The organism is Sabulicella rubraurantiaca, assembly GCF_017355885.1.
Taxonomy (GTDB): Bacteria; Pseudomonadota; Alphaproteobacteria; order Acetobacterales; family Acetobacteraceae; genus Roseococcus; species Roseococcus rubraurantiacus.
The window spans coordinates 84,552-111,182 of sequence record NZ_JAFEUU010000013.1 but is presented as its reverse complement, the minus strand read 5'-3'; the positions used below and the strand labels follow the sequence as shown (position 1 = coordinate 111,182).

At 70.4% G+C, this 26,631-nt stretch carries 30 protein-coding genes; 8 read left to right on the top strand and 22 right to left on the bottom strand.

Features of this window, described 5'->3' with window-relative positions:
* The coding region (locus tag JTJ31_RS19240; protein ID WP_207540356.1) for a transposase at nt 1-284 on the top strand (284 nt) is incomplete at its 5' end.
* Here JTJ31_RS19240 and JTJ31_RS19235 read toward each other — a convergent pair.
* The 8 genes from JTJ31_RS19235 to JTJ31_RS19200 form a co-directional block, all read right to left on the bottom strand.
* Nucleotides 285-422 (bottom strand): hypothetical protein, encoded by a 138-nt coding sequence (locus JTJ31_RS19235; RefSeq protein WP_207540365.1) that lies wholly within the window; start codon nt 420-422, stop codon nt 285-287.
* Nucleotides 423-497: 75 nt separating this feature from the next.
* Nucleotides 498-938 carry a cupin domain-containing protein gene (locus JTJ31_RS19230; RefSeq protein ID WP_207540355.1) on the bottom strand — a complete coding sequence of 147 codons (441 nt, stop codon included), beginning with the start codon at nt 936-938 and terminating at the stop codon, nt 498-500.
* Between the two features lie 18 nt (nt 939-956).
* The gene (locus JTJ31_RS19225; protein WP_207540354.1) at nt 957-1,658 is read right to left on the bottom strand and encodes an ABC transporter ATP-binding protein; all 702 of its coding nucleotides are present in this window, start codon (nt 1,656-1,658) and stop codon (nt 957-959) included.
* Nucleotides 1,658-2,410, bottom strand: a complete 753-nt coding sequence (locus tag JTJ31_RS19220; RefSeq protein ID WP_207540353.1) for an ABC transporter ATP-binding protein — start codon at nt 2,408-2,410, stop codon at nt 1,658-1,660. Before JTJ31_RS19220 ends, JTJ31_RS19225 begins: the two co-directional genes overlap by 1 nt.
* A complete protein-coding gene (locus JTJ31_RS19215; RefSeq protein ID WP_207540352.1) occupies nt 2,403-3,326 on the bottom strand; it encodes a branched-chain amino acid ABC transporter permease in 924 nt (307 codons plus the stop codon). The genes JTJ31_RS19220 and JTJ31_RS19215 overlap by 8 nt, the downstream gene beginning before the upstream one ends.
* Nucleotides 3,323-4,243: a branched-chain amino acid ABC transporter permease gene (locus JTJ31_RS19210; RefSeq protein WP_207540351.1), complete on the bottom strand. Its 921-nt coding sequence runs from the start codon at nt 4,241-4,243 to the stop codon at nt 3,323-3,325. The genes JTJ31_RS19215 and JTJ31_RS19210 overlap by 4 nt, the downstream gene beginning before the upstream one ends.
* Nucleotides 4,244-4,253: 10 nt before the next feature.
* Nucleotides 4,254-5,447 (bottom strand): ABC transporter substrate-binding protein, encoded by a 1,194-nt coding sequence (locus tag JTJ31_RS19205; protein ID WP_207540350.1) that lies wholly within the window; start codon nt 5,445-5,447, stop codon nt 4,254-4,256.
* A gap of 33 nt (nt 5,448-5,480) precedes the next feature.
* A complete protein-coding gene (locus tag JTJ31_RS19200; RefSeq protein WP_207540349.1) occupies nt 5,481-6,269 on the bottom strand; it encodes an alpha/beta hydrolase in 789 nt (262 codons plus the stop codon).
* A 61-nt stretch (nt 6,270-6,330) separates the two neighbouring features.
* Between JTJ31_RS19200 and JTJ31_RS19195 the strand changes: the two genes are divergently transcribed.
* The gene (locus JTJ31_RS19195) at nt 6,331-6,864 is read left to right on the top strand and encodes a nucleoside 2-deoxyribosyltransferase (protein ID WP_207540348.1); all 534 of its coding nucleotides are present in this window, start codon (nt 6,331-6,333) and stop codon (nt 6,862-6,864) included.
* On the opposite strand, the gene JTJ31_RS19190 is transcribed toward JTJ31_RS19195, so the two are convergent.
* Together JTJ31_RS19190 and JTJ31_RS19185 are read right to left on the bottom strand one after the other, a co-directional pair.
* Entirely contained in the window at nt 6,836-8,458 is a 1,623-nt protein-coding gene (locus JTJ31_RS19190) for a histidine kinase famiy protein (RefSeq protein WP_207540347.1), read from the bottom strand. The genes JTJ31_RS19195 and JTJ31_RS19190 overlap by 29 nt on opposite strands.
* Before the next feature lie 67 nt (nt 8,459-8,525).
* Nucleotides 8,526-9,320, bottom strand: coding sequence for an enoyl-CoA hydratase-related protein (locus JTJ31_RS19185; RefSeq protein WP_207540346.1), 795 nt, complete (start codon nt 9,318-9,320; stop codon nt 8,526-8,528).
* A 47-nt stretch (nt 9,321-9,367) separates the two neighbouring features.
* Here JTJ31_RS19185 and JTJ31_RS19180 point away from each other — a divergent pair, with 47 nt between their 5' ends.
* On the top strand, nt 9,368-11,035 hold the full coding sequence (locus tag JTJ31_RS19180) for a gamma-glutamyltransferase family protein (protein WP_207540345.1): 1,668 nt from the start codon (nt 9,368-9,370) through the stop codon (nt 11,033-11,035).
* On the opposite strand, the gene JTJ31_RS19175 is transcribed toward JTJ31_RS19180, so the two are convergent.
* Nucleotides 11,032-11,562, bottom strand: coding sequence for a GNAT family N-acetyltransferase (locus JTJ31_RS19175; protein WP_207540344.1), 531 nt, complete (start codon nt 11,560-11,562; stop codon nt 11,032-11,034). The genes JTJ31_RS19180 and JTJ31_RS19175 overlap by 4 nt on opposite strands.
* Nucleotides 11,563-11,598: 36 nt before the next feature.
* On the opposite strand from JTJ31_RS19175, the gene JTJ31_RS19170 reads away from it, so the two are divergent.
* Entirely contained in the window at nt 11,599-12,813 is a 1,215-nt protein-coding gene (locus JTJ31_RS19170; protein ID WP_207540343.1) for an aminotransferase, read from the top strand.
* A gap of 12 nt (nt 12,814-12,825) precedes the next feature.
* On the opposite strand, the gene JTJ31_RS19165 is transcribed toward JTJ31_RS19170, so the two are convergent.
* A complete protein-coding gene (locus tag JTJ31_RS19165; RefSeq protein ID WP_207540342.1) occupies nt 12,826-13,653 on the bottom strand; it encodes an MBL fold metallo-hydrolase in 828 nt (275 codons plus the stop codon).
* Nucleotides 13,654-13,747: 94 nt separating this feature from the next.
* On the opposite strand from JTJ31_RS19165, the gene JTJ31_RS19160 reads away from it, so the two are divergent.
* The 3 genes from JTJ31_RS19160 to JTJ31_RS19150 are packed head-to-tail and all read left to right on the top strand — an operon-like array spanning nt 13,748 to nt 16,541.
* The gene (locus tag JTJ31_RS19160; protein ID WP_207540341.1) at nt 13,748-14,557 is read left to right on the top strand and encodes a CoA transferase subunit A; all 810 of its coding nucleotides are present in this window, start codon (nt 13,748-13,750) and stop codon (nt 14,555-14,557) included.
* Nucleotides 14,554-15,306, top strand: coding sequence for a CoA-transferase (locus JTJ31_RS19155; RefSeq protein WP_207540340.1), 753 nt, complete (start codon nt 14,554-14,556; stop codon nt 15,304-15,306). Before JTJ31_RS19160 ends, JTJ31_RS19155 begins: the two co-directional genes overlap by 4 nt.
* Nucleotides 15,303-16,541: a CaiB/BaiF CoA transferase family protein gene (locus JTJ31_RS19150; protein ID WP_236020438.1), complete on the top strand. Its 1,239-nt coding sequence runs from the start codon at nt 15,303-15,305 to the stop codon at nt 16,539-16,541. Before JTJ31_RS19155 ends, JTJ31_RS19150 begins: the two co-directional genes overlap by 4 nt.
* A gap of 31 nt (nt 16,542-16,572) precedes the next feature.
* On the opposite strand, the gene JTJ31_RS19145 is transcribed toward JTJ31_RS19150, so the two are convergent.
* Together JTJ31_RS19145 and JTJ31_RS19140 are read right to left on the bottom strand one after the other, a co-directional pair.
* The gene (locus JTJ31_RS19145; RefSeq protein WP_207540339.1) at nt 16,573-17,448 is read right to left on the bottom strand and encodes a CDP-alcohol phosphatidyltransferase family protein; all 876 of its coding nucleotides are present in this window, start codon (nt 17,446-17,448) and stop codon (nt 16,573-16,575) included.
* Nucleotides 17,448-18,128, bottom strand: coding sequence for a phosphatidylserine decarboxylase (locus JTJ31_RS19140; protein ID WP_207540338.1), 681 nt, complete (start codon nt 18,126-18,128; stop codon nt 17,448-17,450). Before JTJ31_RS19140 ends, JTJ31_RS19145 begins: the two co-directional genes overlap by 1 nt.
* Nucleotides 18,129-18,174: 46 nt before the next feature.
* Between JTJ31_RS19140 and JTJ31_RS19135 the strand changes: the two genes are divergently transcribed.
* A complete protein-coding gene (locus JTJ31_RS19135; protein ID WP_207540337.1) occupies nt 18,175-18,579 on the top strand; it encodes a hypothetical protein in 405 nt (134 codons plus the stop codon).
* On the opposite strand, the gene JTJ31_RS19130 is transcribed toward JTJ31_RS19135, so the two are convergent.
* The 8 genes from JTJ31_RS19130 to ykgO form a co-directional block, all read right to left on the bottom strand.
* On the bottom strand, nt 18,531-19,787 hold the full coding sequence (locus JTJ31_RS19130) for a LysM peptidoglycan-binding domain-containing protein (RefSeq protein WP_207540336.1): 1,257 nt from the start codon (nt 19,785-19,787) through the stop codon (nt 18,531-18,533). The two genes, JTJ31_RS19135 and JTJ31_RS19130, sit on opposite strands and share 49 nt — an antisense overlap.
* 33 nt (nt 19,788-19,820) lie before the next feature.
* Entirely contained in the window at nt 19,821-20,747 is a 927-nt protein-coding gene (locus JTJ31_RS19125) for a GDP-mannose 4,6-dehydratase (protein ID WP_207540335.1), read from the bottom strand.
* A gap of 7 nt (nt 20,748-20,754) precedes the next feature.
* A complete protein-coding gene (gene rfaD, locus JTJ31_RS19120) occupies nt 20,755-21,732 on the bottom strand; it encodes an ADP-glyceromanno-heptose 6-epimerase (RefSeq protein WP_207540334.1) in 978 nt (325 codons plus the stop codon).
* The gene (gene glcF / locus JTJ31_RS19115; protein WP_207540333.1) at nt 21,729-23,030 is read right to left on the bottom strand and encodes a glycolate oxidase subunit GlcF; all 1,302 of its coding nucleotides are present in this window, start codon (nt 23,028-23,030) and stop codon (nt 21,729-21,731) included. The genes rfaD and glcF overlap by 4 nt, the downstream gene beginning before the upstream one ends.
* Nucleotides 23,031-23,042: 12 nt before the next feature.
* Nucleotides 23,043-24,251, bottom strand: coding sequence for an FAD-binding protein (locus JTJ31_RS19110; protein ID WP_207540332.1), 1,209 nt, complete (start codon nt 24,249-24,251; stop codon nt 23,043-23,045).
* Nucleotides 24,248-25,687 carry an FAD-linked oxidase C-terminal domain-containing protein gene (locus tag JTJ31_RS19105; RefSeq protein WP_207540327.1) on the bottom strand — a complete coding sequence of 480 codons (1,440 nt, stop codon included), beginning with the start codon at nt 25,685-25,687 and terminating at the stop codon, nt 24,248-24,250. The genes JTJ31_RS19110 and JTJ31_RS19105 overlap by 4 nt, the downstream gene beginning before the upstream one ends.
* A 99-nt stretch (nt 25,688-25,786) precedes the next feature.
* Nucleotides 25,787-26,320, bottom strand: a complete 534-nt coding sequence (locus JTJ31_RS19100; RefSeq protein ID WP_207540325.1) for a hypothetical protein — start codon at nt 26,318-26,320, stop codon at nt 25,787-25,789.
* A gap of 98 nt (nt 26,321-26,418) precedes the next feature.
* A complete protein-coding gene (gene ykgO / locus JTJ31_RS19095) occupies nt 26,419-26,544 on the bottom strand; it encodes a type B 50S ribosomal protein L36 (protein WP_007003646.1) in 126 nt (41 codons plus the stop codon).
* Nucleotides 26,545-26,631 lie beyond the last annotated feature (87 nt).

The window sequence follows — 26,631 nt, the reverse complement described above, 5'->3', positions numbered from 1 at the left end:
CTGGCAGGCACGCCGTGCTGCTGCTCGATCAGGCGGGCTGGCATCTGTCGGATCGGGTCCGGGTGCCGGCCAACATCAGCCTGCTGCCGCTGCCGCCGAAGTGCCCCGAGCTGAACGTCATGGAGAACGTCTGGCAGTTCATGCGCGACAACTGGCTGTCCAACCGTATCTTCGCCGCCCACGACGACATCGTCGATCACTGCTGCCACGCCTGGAACCGGCTCATCGCCGAGCCCTGGCGCATCATGTCCATCGGCCTTCGAGACTGGACCCATGGGTTCTGATCAACAGGACTTGGTATGAGCCCCCGCCACGCCCCCGCCCAGCTCCGCGCCGATGGCAGGCAGGGCTGGCAGGTACATGTCGATGGAAAGCGGCCCGAAAGCCGCCAGCAGGCCGAGGAGGAGAGCGAAACGCGCCATGCGCCGTGATAACCCCGCCCCGGCCAGGAAGGGCGCCGCCTGCGCGCATGGCAGGGCGGCGCGATGCGGGCGTGCTCAGCCCGGCGGCGGCAGGAAATCCACCTCGCACTCGGCGGAGATGCGGACCACCTCGTTCGGATCGGAAAGGTTGTGAATGCGCGAGAACAGCTCGTAGAGCTTGCGCGACGGGCTGACATAGAACAGCGCCTTCACGTCGGCGCCGCTCTTGTTGAAGATGCCGTGCGGCATGCCCATCGGCAGGCGGATCAGGTCGCCCGGCTTCGCGTGCACGGTCTGCCCATCCAGCAGGAACTCGAACTTGCCCTCCAGCAGATAGATGAACTCGTCCTGCGTGGTGTGGATGTGCGGCGGCACGAAGGTGCCGTCGGGGAAGAGCGTCTCGAAGGTGAAGCAGGCCTCGGAAAGCTGCTTCGGCTTGTAGGTCTGGCCCAGGATGTTCCAGACCACGCCCTTCTCGCCCTCACCCGCGGGGGTGATTCCGGGTGTCATGATCATTGCTTGCTCTCCCTTTCTTCACACGTGCAGATACTGCTCGCGCAGTTCGGGCGCCGCCTCCAGCGCCGCGCTGTCGCCGCTCCAGACCGTGCGTCCACGCTCGATGATGACATGCCGGTCGGCAAGGCGCAGCACCTGGGCGAGGTTCTTGTCGATCAGCAGGATGGACTGCCCCTCCGCCTTCAGCCGCGCCAGCACGGCCCAGATCTCGGCGCGGATCAGCGGCGCCAACCCTTCCGTCGCCTCGTCGAGGATGAGGAGGCGCGGGTTGGTCATCAGCGCGCGGCCGATGGCGAGCATCTGCTGCTCTCCGCCCGACAGGTCGCGGCCCATGTTGCCCTCGCGCTCGCGCAAGCGGGGAAACAAGGAGTGGACGGCGTGGAGATCCCATCGCCCTGGCCGCGCGGTCGCCACCAGGTTCTCGTGCACGGTCAGGGTCGGGAAGACTTGCCGCCCCTCGGGCACCAGCCCTAGCCCCTTGCGGGCGACCACGTGCGCCGGCAGGCCGAGAAGATCCGCCCCGCCGAAGCGGATGCGCCCCTCCGTCGCGCGGCCGCCCAGGGCGGGCAGCAGCCCCATGATGGCGCGCACGGTGCTGGTCTTGCCCATGCCGTTGCGTCCCAGCAGCGTCACCACCTCCCCCGCCCCCACGGTGAAGGCGACGTCGTGCAGCACGCGCGCGGGGCCGTAGCTGGCGGCGAGCCCCTCCACCTCCAGCATCAGCCCTCCTCCTCGCCCAGATAGGCGGCGCGCACCGCCGCGTCGGCGCGGATCTCGGCCGGCGTGCCGCTCGCGATCACGCGCCCTTCGGCAAGGACGGAGATGCGGTCGGCCAGGGCGAAGACGGCCTGCATGTCGTGCTCGATCAGCAGGATGCCGTAGCGCGGCTTCAACGCCGAGAGGATGCGGATCAGCCGCTCCGCCTCCTCCGGCCCGGTTCCGGCCAGGGGCTCGTCCAGCAGCAGGGCGCGCGGGTGCATGGCAAGGGCGATGGCCAGTTCCAGCTGCCGCTTCTCGCCATGCGACAGGGCGCCGGCCGGCAGATCGGCACGGCCATGCAGCCCGACCTCGCGCAGCGCCTCCATCGCCTCCCCGTTCAGCGCCGCCTCGCCCGCCGCAGGTCGGAAGAAGCGGAAGGAGGATCCGGCGCGCGCCTGCGCCGCCAGCGCCACGTTCTCCAGCGCGGAGAAGCCAGGGATGATGCAGGTGATCTGGAAGGATCGCGCCAGGCCGCGCCGCGCTCGGGATGCGAGACCCAGCCGCGTCACGTCCTCGCCCCCGAAGATCACCTGGCCGGAATCAGGCCGCAGCGTGCCGCTGACCTGGTGGATCACCGTGGTCTTGCCGGCGCCGTTCGGGCCGATCAGCGCGTGGATCTCGCCGGTCGAGAGCGCAAGCGACACGTCGCGCGTGACGGCGAGGCCCCCAAAGGATTTCCGCAGCGACCGAAGCTCCAGCAGGGGCTCAGCCACGACGCAGCAGCCCCGCAATGCCGTCGCGCATGAAGAACACGCACAGGACGAGGAGCGGCCCAAAGATCAGCCGCCAATGCTCCGTCAGGTGGGACAGCCATTCCTCGATCAGCACGAAGGCCAGCGCACCCATCAGCGCGCCGTGCGGCCCGGCCAGCCCGCCCAGGATCACCATGAAGAGCAGGTCGCCCGAGCGCTGCCAGGTGAGGTAGGCGGGCGCCACGAACTCCGCCGAATTGGCGAGCATCACGCCTGCCAGCCCGGCGATGGCGCCGGCGATCACATAGGAAGCGAGGCGAAAGGGATAGGGCGCGAAGCCGACGGCGCGGGCACGCATCTCGTTTTCCCGCGCGGCGCGCAGAACGCGGCCGAACCGGCTCCGCAGCAGCGCCTCCACCAGCAGCCAAGTCCCGGCCAGCAGGGCGAGGCAGGCGAAGTGGAAGAAGAGCCGGTCCTCCAGCAGCCGCGACCCGCCCAGTTCCAGCCGGCCATAGAGGGTGTAGCCGTCATCGCCGCCATAGAGTGCGAGGGAGGAGGCGGTGAAGAAGGCCATCTGCCCGAAGGCCAACGTGATCATGATGAAATGCACGCCGGAGGTGCGGATCGCCACCGCCCCCGTCAGCAAGGCGAAGAGCGCGGCGGCGGCGACCGCGATGGGCACGACCAGCAGCGCATCCGTCACCCGCGCATGGTCCAGCACCACCACCGCATAGGCGCCGATGCCGAGCAGCGCCGCGTGGCCCAGGCTGATCAGCCCCGCCCCGCCAACCAGCAGGGAAAGCGAGATCGCCGCCATGCCGAAGATCATCGCCCGCGCCAGCAGCGTCAGCGAATGGCCCTGGCCGAAGCCAACGAAGGGCGCCAAGGCCAGCGCGGCGAAGATCAGCAGCGGCAGGATCACATCGCGCCACCTCATCGGCGAACCGGGAACAGGCCGGCGGGGCGCACGGCCAGGATCACCGCCATTACCACATAGACCAGCATGGAGGCGAGGGCCGCGCCGGTCTGCCGCGCTGCGGAGGGATCCAGGAAGAGGCGCATCAAATCCGGCAGCATGGCACGGCCGATCGTCTCTACCAGACCGACCAGCAGCGCTGCGATGAAGGCGCCGCGCACGGAGCCGATGCCACCGATCACGATCACCACGAAGGCAAGGATGAGCAGGTTGTCGCCCATTCCCGGCTCCACCGACAGGATGGGTGCGGCCATGACGCCCGCGAAGCCGGCCAGCATGGCGCCGAAGCCGAAGACCAGCATGAAGAGCCGGTTCACGTCCACGCCCAGCGCCCCCAGCATGGGCGCGTTACTGGCGCCTGCGCGCACCAGCATCCCTGCGCGCGTCCGCTCCACCAGGAACCAAAGCAGCCCCGCCGTCAGCAGCCCCGCCGCGAGGATGGCAAGGCGATAGGTGGGGTAGAGTAGCCCCTCCATGATCCGCACCCCGCCGGACAGCGCCTCGGGCACCGGCATCTGCAAGGGCGCGGCGCCGAACACCGCCTTCACCCCCTGGTTCAGGAACAGGATGACGCCGAAGGTCGCCAGCACCTGCGACAGGTGGTCGCGCGCATAGAGGTGCCGGAATACCAGCCATTCGAGCAGCAGCCCGAAGGCGAGCGCGGCCGGCAGCGCCAGCACCAGCCCGAGCCAGAAGGAGCCGGTCATGGCGGCCAGCGTCGCGCCCAGATAGGCGCCGACCATGTACTGCACGCCATGGGCAAGGTTGATGAAGTCCATGACGCCGAAGACCAGCGTCAGCCCTGCCGCGACCAGGAAGAGCAGGACGCCGAATTGCAGGCCGTTGAGGGCCTGCACCAGCAGCAGCGTCGTGTTCATGCCCGGGTGGTCAGAGCCGCGCGGGCATCCGGCACTCGCCCGCCCAGGGGTCCACATTGGCCTCCAACACGCGGCGCACCGTCTCGGTCTGGAACTTGCCGTCCGTGCGGCGCGCCACGCGGCACAGCCAGAAATCCTGCACCGGGTAGTGGTTAGTGCCGAAGCGGAAGCCACCGCGCACCGACTGGAAATCCGCCGCCTCAAGCGCTTGGCGCAGCGCGCCCTTGTTCGACAAATTGCCGTTCACGCGCCGCACCGCGCTGTCCAGGAGGTTGGCGGCATCGTAGCTCTGCGCGGCATAGGTGGCGGGGACGTAGTTGAACGCCGCCTCGAACTCGCGCACGAAGCGCTTGTTCGGCTCGTTGTCCATGTTGGGCGCCCAGTTGGCGCCGGCGAAGAAGCCCAGCGCCGCCTCGCCCTGCGCGGGCAGCGTCGCCTCGTCCACGGTGAAGGTGGACAGGAATGGGATGTTGGCCAACCCCGCCTGCCGGTACTGCCGCACAAGGTTCACGCCCAACCCGCCCGGCATGAAGGTGAAGAGCGCATCCGGCCGCGTCGAGGCGATGCGCGCCAGCTCGGCCGAGAAGTCGAGCTGGTTGAGCGGCACATAGACCTCGTCCACCACCTCGCCGCGAAAGCGGGACTTGAATCCGGCCATGGCGTCGCGCCCGGCCTGGTAGTTCGGCGTCATCAGGAAGACGCGGCGATAGCCCTCATCCTGCGCCGCCTGACCCATCACGGAATGGACCTGGTCGTTGTTGTAAGAGGTGGTGAAGAAATACGGGTTGCAGCCGCGTCCGGCGAAGGTGGACGGCCCGGCATTGGTCGAGATCAGGAAGGTGTTCGCCTCCGTCACCGGCCGCATGATCGCCTGGAGGATGTTGGAGAACACCACACCGACCACGAAATCCACCCGGTCACGCTCCAGCGCCGCACGCACCTTGGTGACGGCGACATCGGGGCGAAGCTCGTCATCGATCACCAGCGTCTCGACCGGGCGGCCGCCGAGCTGAGTGTTCAGATGGCGCAGCCCAAGCGTCCAGCCATCGCGAAGCTGGGTGCCGAGCGCGGCCTGCGGGCCCGTCAGCACGGCGACGAGCCCCACCTTGATCGGCGCACCACCCTGGGCGAGGGCCGGCGTGGCGAGGAGGGCGGCGCCCGCACCGAGCGTGGCACGGCGGGTCAGAAGCGGCAGGGACGCCATGAAGAACTCCCCGGTTCGTTGATGTTTCAAGGTTCAAGCATCCATTACCAAGCCGCATGCCTGCCCCGCAAGCGCAGCGGCGCGGCGCGTCATGGGGTGCGCCGGGTCGGAAAGCGGGTCGAGCACGGTGAAGTGGTTCAGCCCTTCCGGCGCGTCGAAGCCGCCGCCCCAGGCCTGCACGAAATCGCGGCTTTGGCGCAGGAACTCCGCGCTTTCTGCCCCGCCGACGATGCAGTGCAATGGCTTGCCAGGCGAGGGCCACAGGCCGGGCGAGAGGTCGCGCGCCATCGTCGCGTCCAGCCGCAGCCCCACATTGATGCTTGTGGGGAGCAAGGGCTCCAGCCAGAACAGGCCGGAGATCGGCATCGCGGCGCCGACATGCGGCGCGCGCGCCAGCAGCCATGAAGCGAGGTGCCCGCCCGCGGAATGGCCCATCGCCAGCAGGGGAAGCCCGACGCGCGCATGCAGTGCGGATACTGCCGCCTCCATTTGCTCGCAGATGCGCGCCAGCTTCACGGAGGGGCACAGATCATAGGAGGGCAGCGCCACCGCGACGCCCTGCGCCAACAGACCCTCCGCCCAGTGGCTGCCCCACTCGCGCCCCAGCGCCTGCCAGTAGCCGCCATGGATCATGAGCGCAGCGCCGCGTGGCGTGCCAGTGGGCAGGAACAGATCCATCGCCTCGCGAGGCCCCGATCCATAGGGCAGCGTCTCGGGTGGGTGGGCAGCGCGGAATCGGGCGGCGGATTCGGCCCAGCCGGCAATGATCGCGCCGCTTTCCGGCACGCGGGCGCGGTTGTTGTACTCCACTTCGGCATCCATGGGCGCAACCTTGCGCGACGAGGGCGCGGCGGCAAGGCCGACCCTGTGCTACAGGGCTCGCATGCGCCTTTATCTTGCTGGCCCCGAAGTCTTTCTGCCCGATGCCGATGCCATCGGCGCCGCGAAGAAGGCACTCTGCACCGCCCATGGCATCGAGGGCGTGTTTCCCCTCGACCCGCCCCTCACCGATGTGCGCGACTGGCGCGCCATCCACGCGCGCTGCGAGGCCCTGTTGCGGGGCTGCGACGCGTTGCTTGCGAACCTCTCCCCCTTCCGTGGCGTGGGGGCCGATCCGGGCACGGTGTTCGAGATGGGGCTAATGCACGGGCTGGGCCGGCCGGTGCATGGCTATCTGGCGACGGCAGCCACGCTGCGCGAGCGTGTCACCTGCCAGGAGGATAGCGGCACGTGGCGCGACGCGGAGGGGCTGATGGTCGAGGATTTCGGCCTGGGCGAGAATCTGATGCTGGAAGGCGCCATTGCGGCGTCGGACGGGGTCATGGTCCGCATGGCCGCCTCCGACCCGTGGCGCGATTTCACTCCTTTCGAGGAGGCGCTGCGCCGCCTCAGCCCACGCCGGTCGGGCCGTCTATGACCATGCGCACCTTCGCCGCCAGTTCGGAGCGGCGATAGGGCTTCTGGATCACGTCGAACTCCGAGCCGCCGGCCTCGATCCGCTCCAGGCTCATCTCCGCATAGCCAGTGGTGAGCAGCACCTTGAGCCGCGGCCGCGACCGCCGTGCGAGCCGCGCCAGCACCACCCCGTTCATGCCACCCGGCATGATGAGGTCGGTGAAGAGCAGGTCCACGCGCTTCTCGCCCTCCAGCACCGCCAGCGCTTCCTGTGCGTTGGAGGCGCGCAGCACTTGGTAGCCGAAATCCTCCAGCACCGTCTCGGCAAGGTCGCCGACATCCTGCTGGTCCTCCACCAGCAGCACGGTCTCGCGCCCCGGGCGCGGGTCGAGCGGGCGGGCCGGGCCGGCACCGCGCGGCGCATCGGACTTGATGGCAGGAAAGAACAGCCGAACCGTGGTGCCGATCCCCGGCTCGGAATACAGGCGCAGCGCGCCACCGGATTGCTTGGCGAAGCCATAGACCATGGATAGGCCAAGCCCCGTGCCCTTGCCCTGCTCCTTGGTGGTGAAGAAAGGCTCGGTGACGCGGCGCAGGATCTCGGGCGACATGCCCGTGCCGGTGTCGGTAATGGAGAGCACCACGTAGTCGCCGGGCTGGATCTCACCGAACAGCGCCGCGTCCTCGGCATCGATGCTGCGCTGGCTGGTTTCCAGTTCGATCCGCCCGCCATCGGGCATGGCGTCGCGCGCATTGAGCAGGATGTTCAGCAGCGCCAGCTCCGCCTGGGTGGCATCCACCCGCACATTCGGCAAGCCGGGCGCAAGTTGGCGCTTCACCTGGATGGTGCCGCCCACCGTGCGCTCGATCAGCGGCGCCATCCCCTCGACCAGCGTGTTCAGGCTGGCTGGGCGGCCCTCCAGCCGCTGCTTGCGCGCGAAGGCGAGAAGCTGCTGCGTCAGTGTCGCGCCGCGCGCGGCGGCCTGGGAGATGGCCTCCACCGCCTTGTCCAGCCGTGCCGGATTGTTGCGCGTTCCGGCGTCGCGCAGCGCATCCGTGTAGCCGATGATGACCTGGAGCAGGTTGTTGAAGTCGTGTGCGATGCCGCCGGTCAGCTGGCCCAGCGCCTCCATCTTCTGCGCCTGGCGCAGCGCTTCCTCCGCGTCGCGACGGCGCGAGATGTCGAGCTGGGAGGCGAAGAAATAGATCAGCTCGCCTCCCTGATCATAGACCGGCGAGATGAACAGCGCGTTCCAGAAGGCCGATCGGTCCTTGCGGTAGTTCAGGATCTCCACCGAGACCTCGCGCTGCGCCTCGATGGCCTGGCGCACCTCCGCGACAACCGAGCGGTCGGTGTCAGGTCCCTGGAGGAAGCGGCAGTTGCGGCCCCGGATCTCCTCCATCGTATAGCCGGTCATCTGGATGAAGGCCGGGTTGCAGAAGACGATCGGATTGTCCGGCTGGCGCGGGTCGGTGACGATCATCGGCATCCGCGTCGTCTCGACCGCCGCGAAGAAGATATCGTTATGCGCCTTGTCGCCGTCGGGTGGGCTCGTGTCGTCGATGACGGGGGGCGGGCCGCCAATGGCTCCCGTCTCCGTGTCGTACCCCGTCATGCCGCTTGCTTTCCCCATGCCGCCACGAGAACGAAACGCGCGCGGGCGCCCGTCGTTCGGCGTCCAGTCACGCGGGCGGCGCCCAGCGCGGGCGCCGCTTTTCCCGGAAGGCGGCGAGGCCCTCGCGCCCCTCGGCGCCGCTCCGCTGCATCCAGCTTTCCTGCGACAGGATCACCACCTCGCGCTCGCTCAGGGCGAGGCCGTTGGACTCCAGCAGGGAGCGCTTGGTGGCGGCGATGGCGGTGGGGGCGGAGAGCAGCGTGTCGGCCAGAATGCGCTCCAGCCGCGCCTCCACCTGGTCCGGCGGCAGCACCTCGTGCACCAAGCCGATCCGCATCGCCTCCTCCGGGCCGAAGCGCTCGCCGGTGATGGCGTAGCGCCGGGCGTGGCGCAGCCCCATGGCGTGGACCATGTGGGTGGAGATGGGCGTGGGCGCGACGCCGACGCGCACCTCGGTGATGCCGAAGCTGGCCTCCGTGGTCGCCAGCGCGACGTCCACGCAGCAGGCGATGCCCGTTCCGCCGCCGAAGCAGGCGCCGTGGATGACGGCGAATGTGGGCTTCGGGAACTCATTCAGCCGCTGCATCGCGCGCGTGGTGAGCATGGAGGCGGCCAGTGCCTCATCCGGCGGGGCGCTCGCCGCGGCGCCGAGCCAGTGGATGTCGGCACCGGCCTGGAAATGCTTGCCCGCGCCGCGGATCACGAGCGCGCGGATCGCGTCGTCCTTCGCCAGCTTCTCCAGCCCGCCGATCAGGGCTTCCAGCATCGCGCCGTTATAGGCATTGCCCAGGGCGGGGCGGTTCAGCGTGGCGGTGGCGATGCCGCGGTGATCCACCGCGAGCAGGAGGGGCGACTCGTCCATGGCTGCGGAACATCGCCGATCATCGCGGGATGGGCTAGCCTCGACCCATGCGACCGACCCTTTATGGCTCCCGCCACGCCGCCTCCGCCGGGCATCACCTCGCCGCCGCCGCGGCCCTCACGGTCTTGGAGGGTGGCGGCAACGCGGTGGATGCGGGGGTCGCCGCGGGCATCGTGCTGGGCGTGGTGGTGCCGGACCTCGTGAACGTGGCGGGCGTGGCGCCGATCATGATCCGCCTCGCCGACGGGCGGGTGGAGACGATCGCGGGGCTGGGGCGCTGGCCGGCAGCGACGCCGCCCGACGTGTTCATGCGCGAGCATGGCGGCGCCATCCCGCACGGCGTGCGCCGCACCGTGGTGCCGGCCGCGCCCGATGCCTGGATCACCGCGCTGGAGCGCCATGGCACGATCCGCTTCGAGGAGGCGGCGTCCTTCGCCATTCGTTGGGCCGAGGAGGGCTTCGCTACCCCCGCCATCCTGCGGCAGACCGTGCAGGGGCATCGCGACGAATACGCGCGCTGGCCGAGCAACGCAGCGATCTTCCTTCCCGGCGGCGAGCCGCCACGCCTGGGATCGCGCTTCGTGCAGACCGACCTCGCGCGCACGCTGCGCTTCCTCGCCGACGAAGCGTCGCGCCACACCGACCGGCTGCGCGGCCTCGCCGCCGCGCGCGACGCCTTCTATCGCGGCGACATCGCGCAGGCGATCACGCGCTTCGTGCAGGAGGAAGGCGGCTGGCTCTCGATGGAGGACATGGCGGCGCATCGCGCCCCTGTCCTGCCGGCGGTGCGCCGCTCCTGGCGCGGGCATGAAGTGCTGGCCTGCGGTCCCTGGTGCCAGGGACCGGCGCTGATCGAGGCCATGATGGTGGCGGAGGCGGCGGGCCTCGCCGAGCACGCGCACAACTCGGCCGACTACCTGCACATCGTTGCGGAAAGCGTGAAGGCGGCGCTGGCCGATCGCGAGATGCATTTCGGTGATCCGGATTTCGTCGAGGTGCCGCTGGAGCGACTACTCTCCCGCGAGCATGCGGCGGCGCGGGCGCGGGAGATCCGCATGGACCGCGCCCACCCTTCCCTGCCCGGCGAGGTCGAGCCCAGCCCGGTGGCGAAGGAGGCGCCGAAGCTGGAGGCCGACACCTCATATGTCGCGGTGGTGGATCGCTGGGGCAACGCCTTCTCCGCCACGCCTTCGGATGGGTCCTGGGATTCGCCGGTGGTGCCGGGGCTGGGGCTCATCCCTTCCAATCGCGGCTGCCAGTCGCGGCCGGACCCGCGCCACAAATCCGGTGTGGCGCCCGGCAAGCGGCCGCGCCTGACGCCGAACCCGGCGATGATCGCGACGGCGGAAGGCGGGATCATGCCCTTCGGCACGCCGGGCGGCGACGTGCAGATCCAGGCGATGATGCAGGTGGCCTACAACGTCTTCGCCTTCGGAATGGAGTTACAGGAAGCCATCGAAGCACCCCGCGTCGCCTCCTACGCCGCGCCGAGCAGCTTCGCCCCCTTCGAGGCGCATCCGGGCCTGCTGGCGGCGGAAGCACGCATCCCACGGGCCGTGCGCGACGAACTGGCCGCGCGCGGGCACCGCATGCAGGAATGGCCGGAGACAAGTTGGCTCGCGGGATGCGTCGAGGCGGTGCTGAGCCTGCCCGGCGATGGGCTGGTGGCGGCGGGAGCCGATATCCGCCGCCCGGCGGGCTGCGTCGCGGCCTAGGGCCGCGCCAACCGGTAGAGCAGGTGCCGGCGCAGCGCGTGGCCTTCCGGCAGGCCGGGGTGATCGAACTCGCCTCCACGCTGCATGCCGAGCTTTTCCATCATCCGCCACGATGGCTCGTTCGCCGGTACGGTGAAGGCGATGATCTCCGACAGGCCCAGCGCGCCGAAGCCATGCGCGATCCAGGCGCGCGCTGCTTCCTCCGCCAGCCCTTGCCGCTGATGCGCAGTGGCGATGCGCCAGCCGATCTCCACGGCCGGGGCGAAGGGCATGTCGGGCCGGACGTGCATCAGCCCCACCATGCCCGCAAGCGCACCCGTCTCGCGCAGGAAGGCGCCGGCGAAGGCGATGCCATCCTCGCGCCACCGCGCCTCCAGCCGCGCCAGCATGGCGTCACTCTCGTCGCGGCTCAGCCTCGCGGGGAAGTGGCGCATCACCGCCGTGTCGCCGTTCAGCGCGGCGAACTCCTCCGCATCCGTGTGGCGAAGCGGGCACAGCACGAGGCGCGGGGTCTCCAACGAGATCATGGTGCAGCGCAATGCGTTTTCGGACGTTGCGGCACCATGCCGCTCGACAACCTCGTGTACCGCGTCCCCCGCCTTTCCGCCACGGCGGAGCGGATCGGGACGCCGCCCATCCCCGCCTGCCGGGACTGGGCCGGACGTTATGACGGCCGCTACGGCCCACTTCTCGATCTGACCCAGGCTGTCCCCGCCGGCCCGCCGCATCCCGAACTCCTCGCCAAGCTGGGCGCGGCCAGCAGCGATCCGGTGCTGAGCGGCTATGGCCCGCTGGAAGGCGAGGCGGCACTGCGCGAGGCGGTGGCGGCGGAGACGGTGCGGGTCTATGGCGGCGACGCCCGGCCGGATGACGTGCGCATCACCGCCGGCGCCAATCTCGGCTTCACCCTGGCGATGATGGCGCTGGTCGCGCCGGGGGACGAGGTGATCCTGCCCCTGCCCTGGTTCTTTAACCACCAGATGGCACTTGCCCTGCGGGGCGTGTCGGCGCATCCGCTCCCCGCAGGACCGGATTTCCTGCCCGATCCCGATGCGGCGGCGGCGCTGATCGGCCCCAACACCCGCGCCATCGTACTGGTGACGCCGAGCAACCCGACCGGCGCCCCCATCCCCGCCGAGCGCATCGCTCGCTTCGCGGAGCTGTGCCGCGAGCGCGGCCTGTGGCTGGTGCTGGACGAGACCTATCGCGACTTCCTGCCTGAAGGGCATGGCGCGCCGCATGCGCTGTTCGGCCGCGCGGATTGGCGCGACTTCATCGTGCAGATCTACTCCTTCTCCAAGGCCTATGGCGTGCCGGGGCATCGCATGGGCGCGGTGCTGGCCGGCCCGGTCTTCCGCGCCGCCTTCATGAAGGCGGTGGACAACATCCAGCTTTGCCCGCCGCGCCCGCCCCAGGCGGCGCTGGCCTGGGCCATCCCCGCCCTCCAGGAATGGCGCGACGAACGGGCGCGGGCGATGCGCGAGGCTGGCCGATCCTTCCTGGCTGCCCTGGAGCGGGTGCCCGGCTTCCAGGTGGACGCGGCGGGCGGATTCTTCGCCTGGCTCCGCATCCCTGAGGGAGCGCTGGACGGGCGCGCGGCGGCCGAGGCGCTGGCGGCGCGCCATGGGCTCGTCACCCTGCCCGGCTGCTTCTTCGGACCTGGCAATGACCGGCACCTGCGTCTCGCCCATGCCTGCTTGCCGCCGGAGCGGCATGAGGAAGCTGCGGCGCGCCTCGCCGATTTCGCCCGCAGCCCGGACGCGGAACGGAGCCGCTAGCCCAGGCTGCGTTCAGTCGTTCAAGCCCGGCTCTGCGGCCAGCCGCACGCTGGGGTGCAGCACCGGGTCGTGGGTGCAGAGGATGGTGATGTCCTCCGGCGCCTGACGGCGCAGGAGGCGCAGCGCCTCGGCACTGGCGTGGCGCGCGATGGGGTCCACCTGCATCGCGTTCTCATAGGCCAGGGTCAGGGGCGGCGCCTTGCCGGGCCCTTCCAGTTCGCGGGCATCGAAGATGGCGTCGCCGGCATGCAGCACCCATCCCTTCTCTGCCGGGATGGCCACGGCGGCATGGCCCGGCGAATGGCCCGGCAGCGGGACGAAGCGCAGCCCCGCCGGCAGCCCGCCCAGCGTCGCCATGTCGAAGAAGGATTCGCCCGGCGCCTCGTGCTCCACGAAATCGGCGCGGAGCTGCAGGGGACTCCAGCGCATCCGCGCCTTCATCCCGTCCCGCGCCCGTGCCGCTCGCAATTCCGTCGCTGTCACGTGAACCTTGGCCCAGGGGAAGTCGGTGAGCCCGCCCGCATGGTCGAAATCCAGGTGGGTCATGACGATGTGGCGCACATCCTCCGGCGTGAAGCCCAGGGCCCGCACGCGCGCCAGGGCAGAGCGGTGAGGCTGGATGTCCGGCCGGTCCATCATCCGCATCAGGGCGTGAATCCGCTCGGGCTCCGAGGCGTCGCTGGGACCAAAGCCGGTATCCACCAGGATGGGACCCTCCGGGCTCTCCACCACCACGCAGCGGCAGGCGAGGCTGGCCGGGCCGACACCGGTGCTGTGACGGTCCCACAGGAGGCCGCCCCAGGGCCGCATCCAGCCGCAGTTGATCGCGTGAATCTTCATGGGTCGCGAACGGAACGACCGGAGCGCGGTTGCACCGGGGGCGGCACGGGCCTAAGCCGGGGAAACGGTTGGCGAGCGCAGGAGGAAGCGGGCGATGACAACCCTCGAAGAGATGGCAGCCAGCGTGCCAGATGGCGCGCTCGTTGCGCTTCCCCCCGATAACTCCCTGCCGAGCGTCGCACTTGCCAAGGCGCTGATCCGGCGCGGTTCCAAGGGGCTGCGCCTGCTGGGCGTGCCCGTCTCCGGCTTCGCGACCGACCTGCTGATCGGCGCGGGCTGCGTGGCCGAGGTGCAGACCAGCGCCGTGTCGCTAGGCGAGGCGGGATTCGCGCCGCGTTTCTCCGCCGCGGTGAAGGCCGGGACGCTCAAGGTGGTGGATGCCACTTGCCCCGCCATCCACACCATGCTCCAGGCCTCTGAGAAGGGCGTGCCCTTCATGCCGCTGCGCGGCCTGATCGGCTCCGACATCCTGGCGAACCGGCCGGACTGGGTGGTAATGGACAGCCCCTTCGGCGATGGAGAGCGCATCGTCGCCCTGCCCGCCCTGTCGCCGGACGTCGCGGCCTTCCACGCCGTCATGGCCGACAGCCTGGGCAATGTGTGGGTCGGCCGCCGCCGCGAATGCGCCACCCTGGCCCATGCCAGCAAGCGCGTGCTGGTGACGGTGGAGCGCGTCGTGGAAGGAAACTTCCTGGAGGATGAGCGCCTCGCCCCCGGCACGATCAGCGGCACCTACATCGAGGCGGTGGCCGTGGCGGAGCGCGGAGCGCATCCCGTGGCGCTGCTGGACGAGTACGGCTTCGACGCCGACCACGTCGCCGCCTATGCCCGCGCCGCCCGCACCGAGGCAGGGTTCAACGAATGGATGGCCGAGCACGTCTTCGCGCAGAGGGCGGCGGCATGAGCCACAAGCCGGAGGAGCTCCTCGCCGTCACGCTCGCGCGGCTGATCCGCGCGCGGCCGACGCGGCACATCGCGGTGGGCGCGGCCTCGCCCATTCCCGCCGCCGCATGCTGGCTCGTGTCCAAGCAGGGTGCGCCAAGGGGGGAACATGTGCGGCTGTCGCTGCTGCACAAGCGCAGCGGCAATCCCTTCACGGAAGGCACGCGCGAACTGTTCGACCTCACCGGCCAGGGCCGCATCGACCTGTTCTTCCTGGGCGGCGGGCAGATCGACGGACAGGCCAATCTCAACCTGATCGGCACGGGCGAGTGGCCGGGGCGCGACGTGCGCTTTCCCGGCTCCTTCGGCTCGGCCTTCATGTATTTCATGGCCGGCCGAACCATCCTATTCCGCGAGGAGCATTCGCCCCGCGTGCTGGTGGATCGCGTCGCGCATATCTCCGCCCCCGGCGTCAGCGAGCCCGGTGTGTTCCGGCGCGGCCACGCACAGGCGCTGGTGACCGGGCGCTGCGTCTTCGGCTTCGACCCGGCGCGCGGCCGCTTCACGCTGGAGACGCTGCACCCCGGCGAGACGCTGGAGAATATCCGCGCCGAGACGGGCTTCGATTTCGACGTCGCGCCCTCGCTGGGCGAAACCCCCGCCCCCACGGCGGAGGAACTGGCACTGCTGCGCGGCCCGGTCTGCGACGAGATGCTGGAAACTTACCCCGAGTTCTGTTCGCGCGTGTTCGAAAGGAAGGCGGCCGCATGATGGACGTCATGACCGTGACCGAGGGCAAGGCTCTCCGCACCGGGCCGGGCGCCCTGACCGGGCTGCGCGTGGTGGACCTCACCCGCGTGCTGGGCGGCCCTTACTGCACCATGATCCTGTCGGATCACGGCGCCGAGGTGATCAAGCTGGAGCCGCCCCAGGGCGACGAGGTGCGCGACTGGGGCCCGCCCTTCAACGAGGATGGCGACGCCTCCTACTTCATCGGCGTGAACCGCAACAAGAAGTCGGTCGGCCTCGACCTCGCCAAGCCCGAGGGGCGCGAGGTGCTGATGCGCCTGCTCGAAGGCGCGGACGTGCTGATCGAGAACTTCAAGCCCGGCTCGATGGAGAAATGGGGGCTGGGCTACGAGGCGGTGCTGAGCAAGCGCTTCCCGCGCCTGATCCATTGCCGCGTCTCCGGCTTCGGCGCCACCGGGCCGCTCGGCGGCTTCCCGGGCTATGACGCCATCCTGCAGGCCATGGTCGGACTCATGTCCATCAACGGCACGGAGGATAGCGGCCCGACGCGCCTCGGCACGCCGATCGTGGACATCGCCACCGGACTGTTCAGCGCCATCGCCATCCTGATGGCGCTGCACGAGCGCGACAGATCGGGCCAGGGCCAGTATTGCGACATGACGCTGCATGATTGCGGCATGGCGCTGCTGCATCCGCACGCGGCCAATTTCTTCCTGAACAACAAGCGGCCGGTGGCGACGGGCAATCCGCACCCGAACCTCGCCCCCTATGCCAAGTTCCAGACGAAGACCTGCGAGATCTTCGTGGGCGTCGGCAACGACCCGACCTTCCGCAAGTTCTGCGCCTTCCTCGGCCTCGACGAGTTGGCGAATGACGAGCGCTTCCGCACCAACGGAGGCCGCGTCACCAACCGCCCGGCGCTGATGGCCATCCTGGAGGAGCGCTTCGCGGGCGAGGACGGGCATGACCTCTGCCAGCGCATGCTGGCCGCCGGGCTGCCGGCTGGGCCGGTGCTGGGCGTGGACGAGGCGATGCGCGCCGCGCACACCGCGCACCGCGCCATGGTGACGGAGAAGGACGGGTTCCGCGGCCTCGGCACGCCGATCAAGCTGTCCCGCACCCCAGGTGGAACCGCCGCCAAGCCGCCCCGCTTCGGCGAGCACACGCGCGAGGTGCTGGCGTCCAAGGGCTTCAGCGAGGAGGAGATCGCCCGCCTCGCTGAGGCTGGCGTGCTGGTGGAAGCGCGGCGGAAGTAACGCCGCCATTCGAAGCCGGGCTGGAGGCGCTTCAGCCCGGCGGGTGCGCTGCCTCGCCGCGCATCACCTCCGCCTCGTATTCCCGCGCGAGGCGGGCATAGGCGCGGGCGGAGAAGACCAGCATCCCGGCATAGATCAGCCCGGCCGCGGCCAGCGCCGCCCAGGGCTCCGTCACCAGCACCGCCACGAAGCCGCCGACGCCGAGCAGCAGCGGCAGGACGAAGCGCGGCGCGACCTTCACCTTCTTGAACGACCAGGATGGCAGGGTGGAGACCATCAGCGCCCCCACCACCAGCAAAATCACGGCGGCGAAGAGAGGCCGGCGGAATGCCTCGGCCGTCGCCGTCCACCCCCATTCGCCGAAGGCCAGCGAGGCGAAGAGCGGAAACAGCGCCAAGCCCGCACCTGCCGGCGCCGGAACGCCGGTGAAGAAATTGGAAGCGAAGGCCGGGCGCGGCGCGGGCACCGTCCCCGGCTCGACGATGGAGGCGGCGTTGAACCGCGCGAGGCGCAGCGAGGAGCAGACGGCGAACATCACGCAGGGCACGAATCCGATCGGCCCAACCTGGTTCAGCGTCCAGAGGTACATGACCAGGGCGGGCGCCACGCCGAAGGACAGGAAGTCGGCGAGGCTGTCGAACTCCGCCCCGAAGCGCGACGTGCCCTTCAGCAGCCGCGCGATGCGGCCGTCCAGCCCGTCGATCACGCCCGCCGCGACGATGAAGGCGGCTGCCTGGGCGAAGCGTCCATCAAATGCGAAGCGGATCGCCACCAGCCCGGCGCAGAGCCCCATCATGGTGAGGATGTTCGGGATGAGCCGGTTCAGGCTCGGCGCGCGGCCCTTGGCCTGACCGCCGAACCGGCCCAGGCGCCGGCGAAGCCCGGCTCGCGGCGCCCCGTCCGCCATCAGCCCCGGGTCCCGAGTTCGGCCAGCACCGTCTCGCCGCCGATCATGGTCTGGCCCAGCGTCACCAGGGGCTTCACCCCCTCAGGCAGGTAGACATCGGTACGGGAGCCGAAGCGGATGATGCCGAAGCGCTCGCCGGCCAGGATCTGGTCGCCCTCGCGCGCCGTGCAGACGATGCGCCGTGCGACGAGCCCCGCGATCTGCACACAGCCGAGATTGCCGCCATCGGGGAGGTCGATGCGCAGCCCGTTGCGCTCATTGTGCTCGCTCGCCTTGTCCAGCGAGGCGTCGAAGAAAGCGCCGGCGCGGTAGACGATGCGCCCCACCCGCCCCAGCACCGGGGAGCGGTTCACGTGCACGTCCAGCACGGAAAGGAAGATGGCGACGCGCTGGCGCGGGGCGCTGCCCATCTCCAGCTCGGCCGGCGGCACGGCGGGGCCGACCAGCACCACCTTGCCATCCGCCGGGGCGAGGACGAGGCCAGGGCGCGGCGGCGGCACGCGGCGCGGGTCGCGGAAGAAATACAGGCAGAAGCCAGTGAAGGCGGCGCCCAGCCAGAACAGCCAGGCCCCCAGGATCAGCCCTCCCAGCACGGCGACGGCGGCGCCGCCCCAGAGGAAGGGCCGCCCCGCCGGGTGCGGCGGCGCGAGGACGAGGCTCATGCTGTTTCGGAGCGACATGGGCGCGGTTTATGGTCCGTTCATCTGGCTGGGGCAAGTTGAAGCCATGCTGGCCCTTCGCTCCTTCTCGGTCGCACATGACGGAACGCTGGCCCCGCGGGAAGGTCACGGGCCGCCCGCCCTGCGCTTCGCCTGGCGCGGCCGCCCCTGCGAGGCGCGGCTGGAGCGGGAGCGGCTGCGGCTTTCCGCCATGGCCGGCCGCATTCCTTCGACGGCAGAGCCCGGGGCGGACCGGAGCTGGACGCTGGAGGAGGTGCGCCGCCTGCCGCCCGAGATGCCGCCCGGCTGGGCGCTGCGCGTCACCCCGGACCACCGGCTACGGCTGGAAACGGAGGCCGAGCCGCGCGACACCGCGCCCGGGCTGCTGAGCGAGATGGTGCGCTTCGCCCTGTCCCTCGACCCCTATCTGGAGCGGCTGGAATCCGCTGGGGTGGGCAAGGCGAAGACCTGACCCGGGAAGATGCGGTGCGGGTCGCGGATCTGCTCGCGATTGGCGGCGTAGATCAGGGTGAAGCGGGCGCCGCGGCCGTAATTCTCGCGCGCGATGCGCCAGAGCGTGTGGCCGGGCTGGACGATGTGGCGGGAATCCGCCGGCGCGGCCGCCGCCGCGGCGATCACCGGGGGCGGCTCGCGCAGGAAGGGCTGCTCCACCCGCGACGCCACGCGGCCATTGGCTTCCAGCTGGTCCACGCGCAGCGTGTAGCGCCCGGGCGGCAGCCGGCTGCCGGCGGTGAAGCTCCAGCGCCCTGCCGCATCCGCTGTGGCGTCGCCCAGATGCCGGTCATTCACGTAGAGCCGCACCACGGCCCCCGGCGGGGCGGAGCCGGCGAAGCGGATGTCACCCTCGACTCCGTAATCCACGAGATCCAGCGCCAGCCGGGCGCGGGATGGAGCCTGCAGCGCCACCACCGGCGCGGCCTGGGCCTGCGGCACGAGCAGCGTCAGCGGGCCCGGCGCAGCCTGGGAGGCGGAACCTTCGGTCAGCGGCCTTTCCCTGCGCGGCGCGGCCTCGGCTGCGCGCTCCGCGCGCGCGGCATCACCGGTGGGGTTTTCCCGCGTCCCTTCCGTCTGGCCCGGCGCAGCGGCAGCCAGGGCAGCGGCAGGTTCGGGCGCCAGCAGGACGACGCTGGCCTCGCCAGGAATGGGCTCACCGCCTTGCGGGCGCATCACCAGGGTCAGTTCCCGGGCGCCAGAGCCGAGCGGCGCGTCGGGCAGGATCACCCATTCGCCGCGCGCATCGGCGCGGCCCCGGCCGATCTCGCGGCCATTGTCCAGCAGCGTCACCTCGGATCCGGGCATGGCACGGCCGGCGGCCACCAGCATGCCGTTGCGGCCCAGCCGCGCCACATCGAAGCGCGGCGGCGCGGGGCGAGCGACCTCGGCCGATTCGGAGCGTGAAGTGGTTCTGCCTTGCGGCTCGGGGCGCGGCGCAGCGGCCGGGGATGTTTGCAGCGAAGCCTCGGGCGAGGCGGTGCGGGACGCGGACAGGAGGGATGGCTCGGTGCGTGCCGCTGGTTCGCGCGGCGCCTCCGGCGCCATTGCCATGGGCAAGGCAGGCGTTGTGGAAACCGGCGGCACCCCAAGCGGCAGCCAGCCGCCCATCCAGGCAGAGGCCAGCGCACCAGTGCCCGCCACTGCGATCCAGGCCAGACGGCTCAAGCCGCGCCTTCCTTCTCCCAGTTGGCAGGAGTGTTAATTGAGCAATACAGTCTCGTAAATGTGCCGGATCGTGGAATCCAGTGAAATCCGCGGCTTCCAGCCGGTCAGCGCACGAATTCGTGTCGTGTCGCCCAGGAGTAGCGGTTCGTCCGCCGGACGGAACAGGGCGGGGTCCGGCTCGGGTCGCAGCGCGATGCCGCTGACCCTTTCAAGGCATCGGATCAGCGACGCCACCGTCACCGCCTCGGGCGCACTGATGTTGAAGGCCTCGCCCGCGGCCGCCTCGCCGGCCTCGCCCAGCAGGAACAAGGCTTCGGCGAGATCCTCCACATCCAGGATGGCGCGGCGGCTCGCCGTGTTGCCGACGCGCATGCCGCCTTCGCGCACGCCGTTCCGCGCCAGCGTCGCCATCCTGCCGGCAAGGTCGTTCAGTACGTCGCCCTGCTTCCCCGGGCCGGTGGTGTTGAAGATGCGCGCCCGCACCGTCCGCACCGAACCGGCGCGATGCGCAGCGAAGGCCAACATGTCCTGCGCCGCCTTGCTGACCGCATAGGGGGTCAGCGGCAGCAGCGCTGCCTCCTCCCGCACTGCTTCCTGCCCCAAGCTGGCCCCATAGGCGGTGCCGGAACAGGCGACGACGACCAGCGGCGCCACGCCCGAATCGCGCACCGCCTCCAACAGCACGGCCGTGCCCAGCACGTTCGCCGCCAGGGTTGGTCCGGCTTCGGCGAAGGCGAGCGCCGGCAGGCTCTGCCCCGCGAGGTGATGGATGACATCCGGCTCCTTGGCACGGATCAGCGCCAGCAGCGACTCGCGATCCCGGATGTCGAGCGCGACCGCCTCCCCGGCCGGCGTGTCCGGCCCACCGGTGGCGACGACGCGCCAGCCGCCTTCGCGCAGGCGGCGGACGAGGTGCCGGCCAATGAACCCCGTGGCGCCGGTGACAAGGGCGGTCCGCATCGCTCCGTCAGCGATGCGGGTCGGCGCTGGCCAGGATGGCGACGGTGCGAGCCACCCCCTCCTCCAGCGATGTCATCGGGGCGTTGAAGCCGGCTTTGCGCAGTCGGCCCAAATCTGCCTCGGTGCGGTACTGGTACTTGCCGCGCAGCGCCTCGGGCATGTCGATGAAAAGGATCTCCGGCTCCACCCCCATCGCCAGGCCAACCGCGCGCGCGAGGTCGACCCAGGAGCGCGCGATGCCCGCGCCCACGTTCAGCAGCCCTGTCCCCTCCCCCATCGTCAGCAGGAAGCGGATCACCGCGACGACGTCTTCCACGAAGACGAAGTCGCGCAGCTGCTCGCCATCGCGGTAGTCGGGGCGGTGGGAGCGGAACAGCCTCACCTCCTCGCCGCGGCGCAGCGTCTCGAACACCTTGTGGACGACGGAGCGCATCTCACCCTTGTGATGTTCGTTGGCGCCATAGACGTTGAAGAACTTCAGCCCCCAGCAGGCGGGCGGCAGCGCGCCGCCGGATTCGCACCGCGCCGCGACCGCCTGGTCGAAGAGATGCTTGGACCAGCCATACAGGTTCAGCGGCCGCAGCCTGCGCAGCGCGGCGAGGTCATCGGCATCGTCGAAGCCCGCCTCGCCATCGCCATAGGTCGCGGCGCTGCTGGCATAGACGAGCGGGACGCGCTGCGCCGCGCACCAGTCGAGCAGCATGAGCGAGAAGCGGAAATTGCGCCGCATCACGTCGTCGCCATCCGTCGCGGTAGTGGCGGAATTGGCGCCGAGATGCACCACCGCCTCCAGCTTCCGCCCCTCCAGCCAGGACGCCAGTTCCTCCGGCGGCACGAAATCGGCGAGGACGGCCTTGCGAAGGTTGCGCCACTTGGGTCCGTCGCGCAGCCAGTCGCTCACCACCACGTCGGTGCGGCCTGTGTCGTTCAGCGCGGCGACGACATGGGAGCCGATGAATCCGGCCCCGCCCGTGACCAGGATCATGCCGGCAGCTTCGCCGGCTTCGGCCCGCCGGCCATCCAGTCCAACAGCTCGACCGTATGCACCACCGGCAGCGCGTCGCCGGACAACTGCGTCATGCAGCCGATGTTGCCGGCGGCGATGAGATCGGCGTCAAGCCGCGAGATGTTGTCCAGCTTGCGCGCCCGCAGTGCCTGGGCGATGCCCGGTTGCAGCAGGTTGTAGGTGCCGGCGCTACCGCAGCAGATATGCGGCTCCGTCGGCTCCTTCACCGCGAAGCCGGCGCGTGCGAGCAACTCCTTCGGCAGCGTCGTGATCTTCTGCCCATGCTGGAGCGAGCAGGCGGAATGATAGGCTACCGTCAGCCCCGGCGCCTCGCGCGAAGGGCGGTAGTCGAAGCGTTCCAGCACCTCGGTCACGTCCATCGTGAGGGAGGAGACCTTCGCTGCCAGCGCGGCTTCTGGCTCCTCGCGGAACATGAAGCCGTAATCCTTGACCGTGGTGCCGCAGCCGGAGGCGTTGATCACGATCGCGTCCAGCCCCTGCCCCTCAATCTCCGCGCCCCAGGCCTGGAGATTGGCACGTGCCGCCGCCATGGCCGGGTCGTGCCGGCCCATGTGATGCGTCAGCGCGCCGCAGCAGCCCTGGCCGCGCGGCACGACCACCTCGATCCCCATGCGGGTGAGGAGGCGGATCGTCGCCTCGTTGATCGTGGGGTCCAGCACCTTCTGCGCGCATCCAGTCAGCAGCGCGACGCGGCCGCGCCGCGTGCCCTCCGCCGGATGCAGCGCCACCTCCTGCATCGGCGAGCGCGGCGGCAGTGTGGCCGGCGCCAGGGACAGCATGGCGCGTAGGCGCTGTGCCGTGGTGCCGCGCCCGCGGATCAGCCGCGCCAGGGGCCGCGCCAGGGCGGCGGCGCGCAGGGAAAGGCGGAACAGGCCAGGACGCGGCAGGACACGCGCCAGCACCGCGCGCAACGCCCGCTCCGGCCAGGGACGGACATAGGTTTCCTCGATGTGGCGCCGCGCATGGTCCACGAGGTGCATGTAATGCACGCCCGAGGGGCAGGTGGTCATGCAGGACAGGCAGGACAGGCAGCGATCCACGTGCCGCGCCTCCTGCTCCGAGGCGGGACGGCCGCTCTCCAGCATGTCCTTGATCAGGTAGATGCGCCCGCGCGGCGAATCCAGCTCATCCCCCAGGAGAAGGAAGGTCGGGCAGGTCGCCGTGCACATGCCGCAATGCACGCAGGTGCGGAGGATCTTGTTCGCCTCTGCGGTGTCCGGATCCCGGAGCTGCTCGGCGGTGAAGCTGGTCTGCATGTCTCGTTCTTTTCAGGCCCCGGCGCGCATCCGACCGGGGTTCAGGATTCCGGCAGGGTCCAACACCGCCTTCACGCGCTGGCCGATGGACGCCAGCGCAGCCGGCTCCTCCGGCAGGACGGGAAGCGCGGCGCTCAGGGCCTCTGGCGCGCGGAACAGAGTAAAGGTGCCGCCGGCCGAAGCGGCGGCTTTCATCACCGCCGCGTGAGAATCTGCCGTCGCGGGACCGGCGACCCAGATCAGCCCGCCGCCCCAGTCGAGCAGCAGCCGCGCCGGGAAGGCCTCGCGCAGCGCCGCGGAGACAGCCGGCGCGCGGGACGGCGCGACGGAGATGCGCCACACCGCCTCCTCCGGCTGGGCGCCGAGCGGCACGGCGTCGCGCACCGCGCGCCAAGCCGCGCGGGACGGCGCGCCCTCCAGCACGGACACCTCGCCGAAGCGGGACAACGCGGCGCGCAGCTGCCCCAAGCGATAGGTGACCGATTCGGCGAAATCCTCGATCCGCACCAGCGCCACGGGCCCGTCGAGGCCGAGCGGCGCATGGCCCTCGGGCAGCAGCGCGGCGCCCGACACACCGAAGGGTGAGCCGAGCGCGGCCGAGAGCGCGGCGATGCCTTCCTCCAACCCCGCGACGCGCAGGGCCAGCGTGCCTGTTGCCTCGCCGGCCGGCTGCACCTTCAGCGTCACCTCGGTCAGCACGCCCAGCGTGCCATGGGCCCCGGTCAGCAGCTTGCAGAGGTCGAGTCCGGTGACGTTCTTCAGCACCCGCCCGCCGGAGCGGAAGACCTCGCCCTCGCCCGAAACGGCGCGGATACCCAACACGTGGTCGCGCATCGCGCCGCCGGTGATGCGGCGCGGGCCGGACAAATTGGCGCCCACCACACCGCCCAGCGTCGCGCCCTCCTCAACGCCGAACAGCGCGCGCAGATCGGGCGGCTCGGCGATCAGCTTCTGGTTCTTCTCGGCCAGCGCCGCCTCGATCTCCGCGACTGGAGTGCCGGCGCGCGCCGAGATCACGAGTTCCGTCGGGCGGTAGAGGGTGATGCCAAAGAGTGCGCGCGTGGAGAGGGTGCGCGCGGCCTGGACCGGGCGGAGCATGGCGCGCTTGGTGCCGCGCCCCTCGACTGCCAGCGGCTCGCGCGACGCCAGCGCGGCGCGCACGGCCTCGGCCACGCCCTCCTCCGTGTCGGGGGCTGTCACCTTGTCGAGGGCGGCGCTCATGCTGCCAGCGCCTCGTTCCCTTCGAGGGGGAAGACCTTGGCCGGGTTCAGCAGCCAGCCGGGGTCGAAGGCCGACTTCACCGCGCGCTGGAGCGCCAGTTCGCTCGAAGTGAACTGCGCCACCATCAGGTCGCGCTTCTCCACGCCCACGCCGTGCTCGCCGGTCAGGCAGCCGCCCACCTCGACGCAGAGCTTCAGGATGTCGGCGCCGAAGGCCTCGGCTTTGCGGAAGCTTTCCGCGTCATTGGCATCGAACATGATGAGGGGGTGGAGATTGCCGTCGCCCGCATGGAAGACGTTGGCGACGCCGAGGCCGTAATGCGCGCTCATCTCGCTGATGCGCTTCAGCACGTGCGGCAGCTCGCCGGTCGGGATGGTGCCGTCCATGCAAAGGTAGTCGGGCGAGATGCGTCCCACCGCCCCGAAGGCGCCCTTGCGCCCTTTCCAGATCGCCAGCGACTGTTCCGCGCTCTCGGCCAGCTTCAGGCTGATCGGGTCGAAGCGGGCGCAGATCTTCTTGATGCGGTTCAGCAACATGTCCTGCTCGGCCACGCTGCCTTCCACCTCGATGATCAGCATCGCCTCGGCATCCAGGGGGTAGCCAGCATGGGCGAATGCCTCGCAGGCGTGGATGCAGGGCTTGTCCATGAACTCCAGCGCGACGGGGATGACGCCGGCGCCGATGATTGCGTCCACCGCCTGCCCCGCCACCTCCACAGAGGAGAAGGCGGCGAGCATCGCCCGAGCCCCTTCGGGCGAGCGAAGGATGCGGACCGTCACCTCCGTCACCATGCCCAATTGCCCCTCGGACCCGGTGATAAGGCCGAGCCAGTCATAGCCGGCGGCGTCGAGATGCTGCCCGCCGATGCGCACCACCTCGCCCTCGATCGTCACGAAGGTCAGGCCGAGCAGGTTGTTGGCGGTGACGCCGTATTTCAGGCAATGCGCGCCGCCCGAGTTCATCATCACGTTGCCGCCGATCATGCAGGCGAGCTGCGAGGACGGGTCGGGCGCGTAGAAGAAGCCATCCCCCTCCACCGCCTTGGTGATACCGATGTTGGTGACGCCCGCCTCCACCACCGCGTAGCGGTCGGCGTAGTTCACCTCCAGGATGCGGTTCATCCGCATCAGCCCGATGACCACCGCATCCTCCAGCGGCAGCGCCCCACCGGAGAGCGAGGTGCCGGCGCCGCGCGGCACCACGCGGATGCCGTGGGCGTGGCAGTAGCGCAGCACCGCGGCCACCTCCTCTGTCGTGCGGGGAAGCGTCACGGCCAGCGGCATCTGGCGGTAGGCGGAAAGCCCGTCCGTCTCGTAGGGGCGCAGCCGGATCGCCTCGCCGATCACCGCGTCCTCGGGCAGGAGGCGCCGGAGGTCGGCCAGGATCGCGTCCCGGCGGGCGAGGATCTCGGGCTTCGGCGGCGGGAGGCGGATCATGGGGCCAAAATGTCCCTGCGCCGTGCCGTCCGCAAGCATCATGCGCGAAAGGGCCGGCCCCGCGTGGGACCGGCCCAGTTTGTTGTCGGGCGTGGTGGCTTAGTTGCCGCCGCCCGGCCCGGTGCCGGCGGCGCGGCCAGTGCCAGTGCCGCCGGGCATCACGCCGGAACCGAGGGGACGCGGGCCGGGGGTAACGCTGCCGTCAACGCCGCCGGGGCTGTTGTCCGGACGGAAGCCTCCGGGGCCGCCACGGCCCTGGCCCACCGTGCCGGAGCCCGGCATGTAGCCGCCCGGCGCAGACATGCCGCCCACGCCCATCCCAGCGCTGCCACCCATTCCGGCACCGCCGCCCACGGGCTGGCCATTCTCGAGGATCATGCCGCCACCCATATAGGCCTGGTCTTCCGGCCGGGTGCTGCGACGGGACTTGCTGGTGGTGGCCGCGCGGCGTTCCGCCCGGCGCTCGGAGCGTGCGCTGCGCTCGCCGGACATGCTGTCCGCCTGGGCAGTCATGGAGGTGGTGTTGCGGGCATCATTGCCCGACGCGCTGTACCGCGAGGAACCGGAGCTCTGCGCGGAGGCCGCGCCCGAAACGAGCAGGGCCGCCGCACCGGCGAGCAGGATGGCTTTCATGTCGCATCTCCTTCCAAGAGAAGTGAAGGGGAAACGACATGCATCCAATGGGGTTGCAGCCCCGCTTGGTCCGTCCGGGCCCGAGGCCCGGAGCAGCTTCAGCCCTGGCGGGCCTTCATGCGCGGGTTCTTCTTGTTGAGAACGTAGAGGCGGCCACGGCGGCGCACCACCACGCAGTTCTTGTCCCGCGTCTTCGCGGACTTCAGGCTGTTGCGGATCTTCATGGGAAACTCGCGCCAAAAAAACGGTTCGGGGATGGCCTGCGCCATCCCCGGTCTGCGGGCGAATAAGCACCCTTTCCCCTTGAGTCA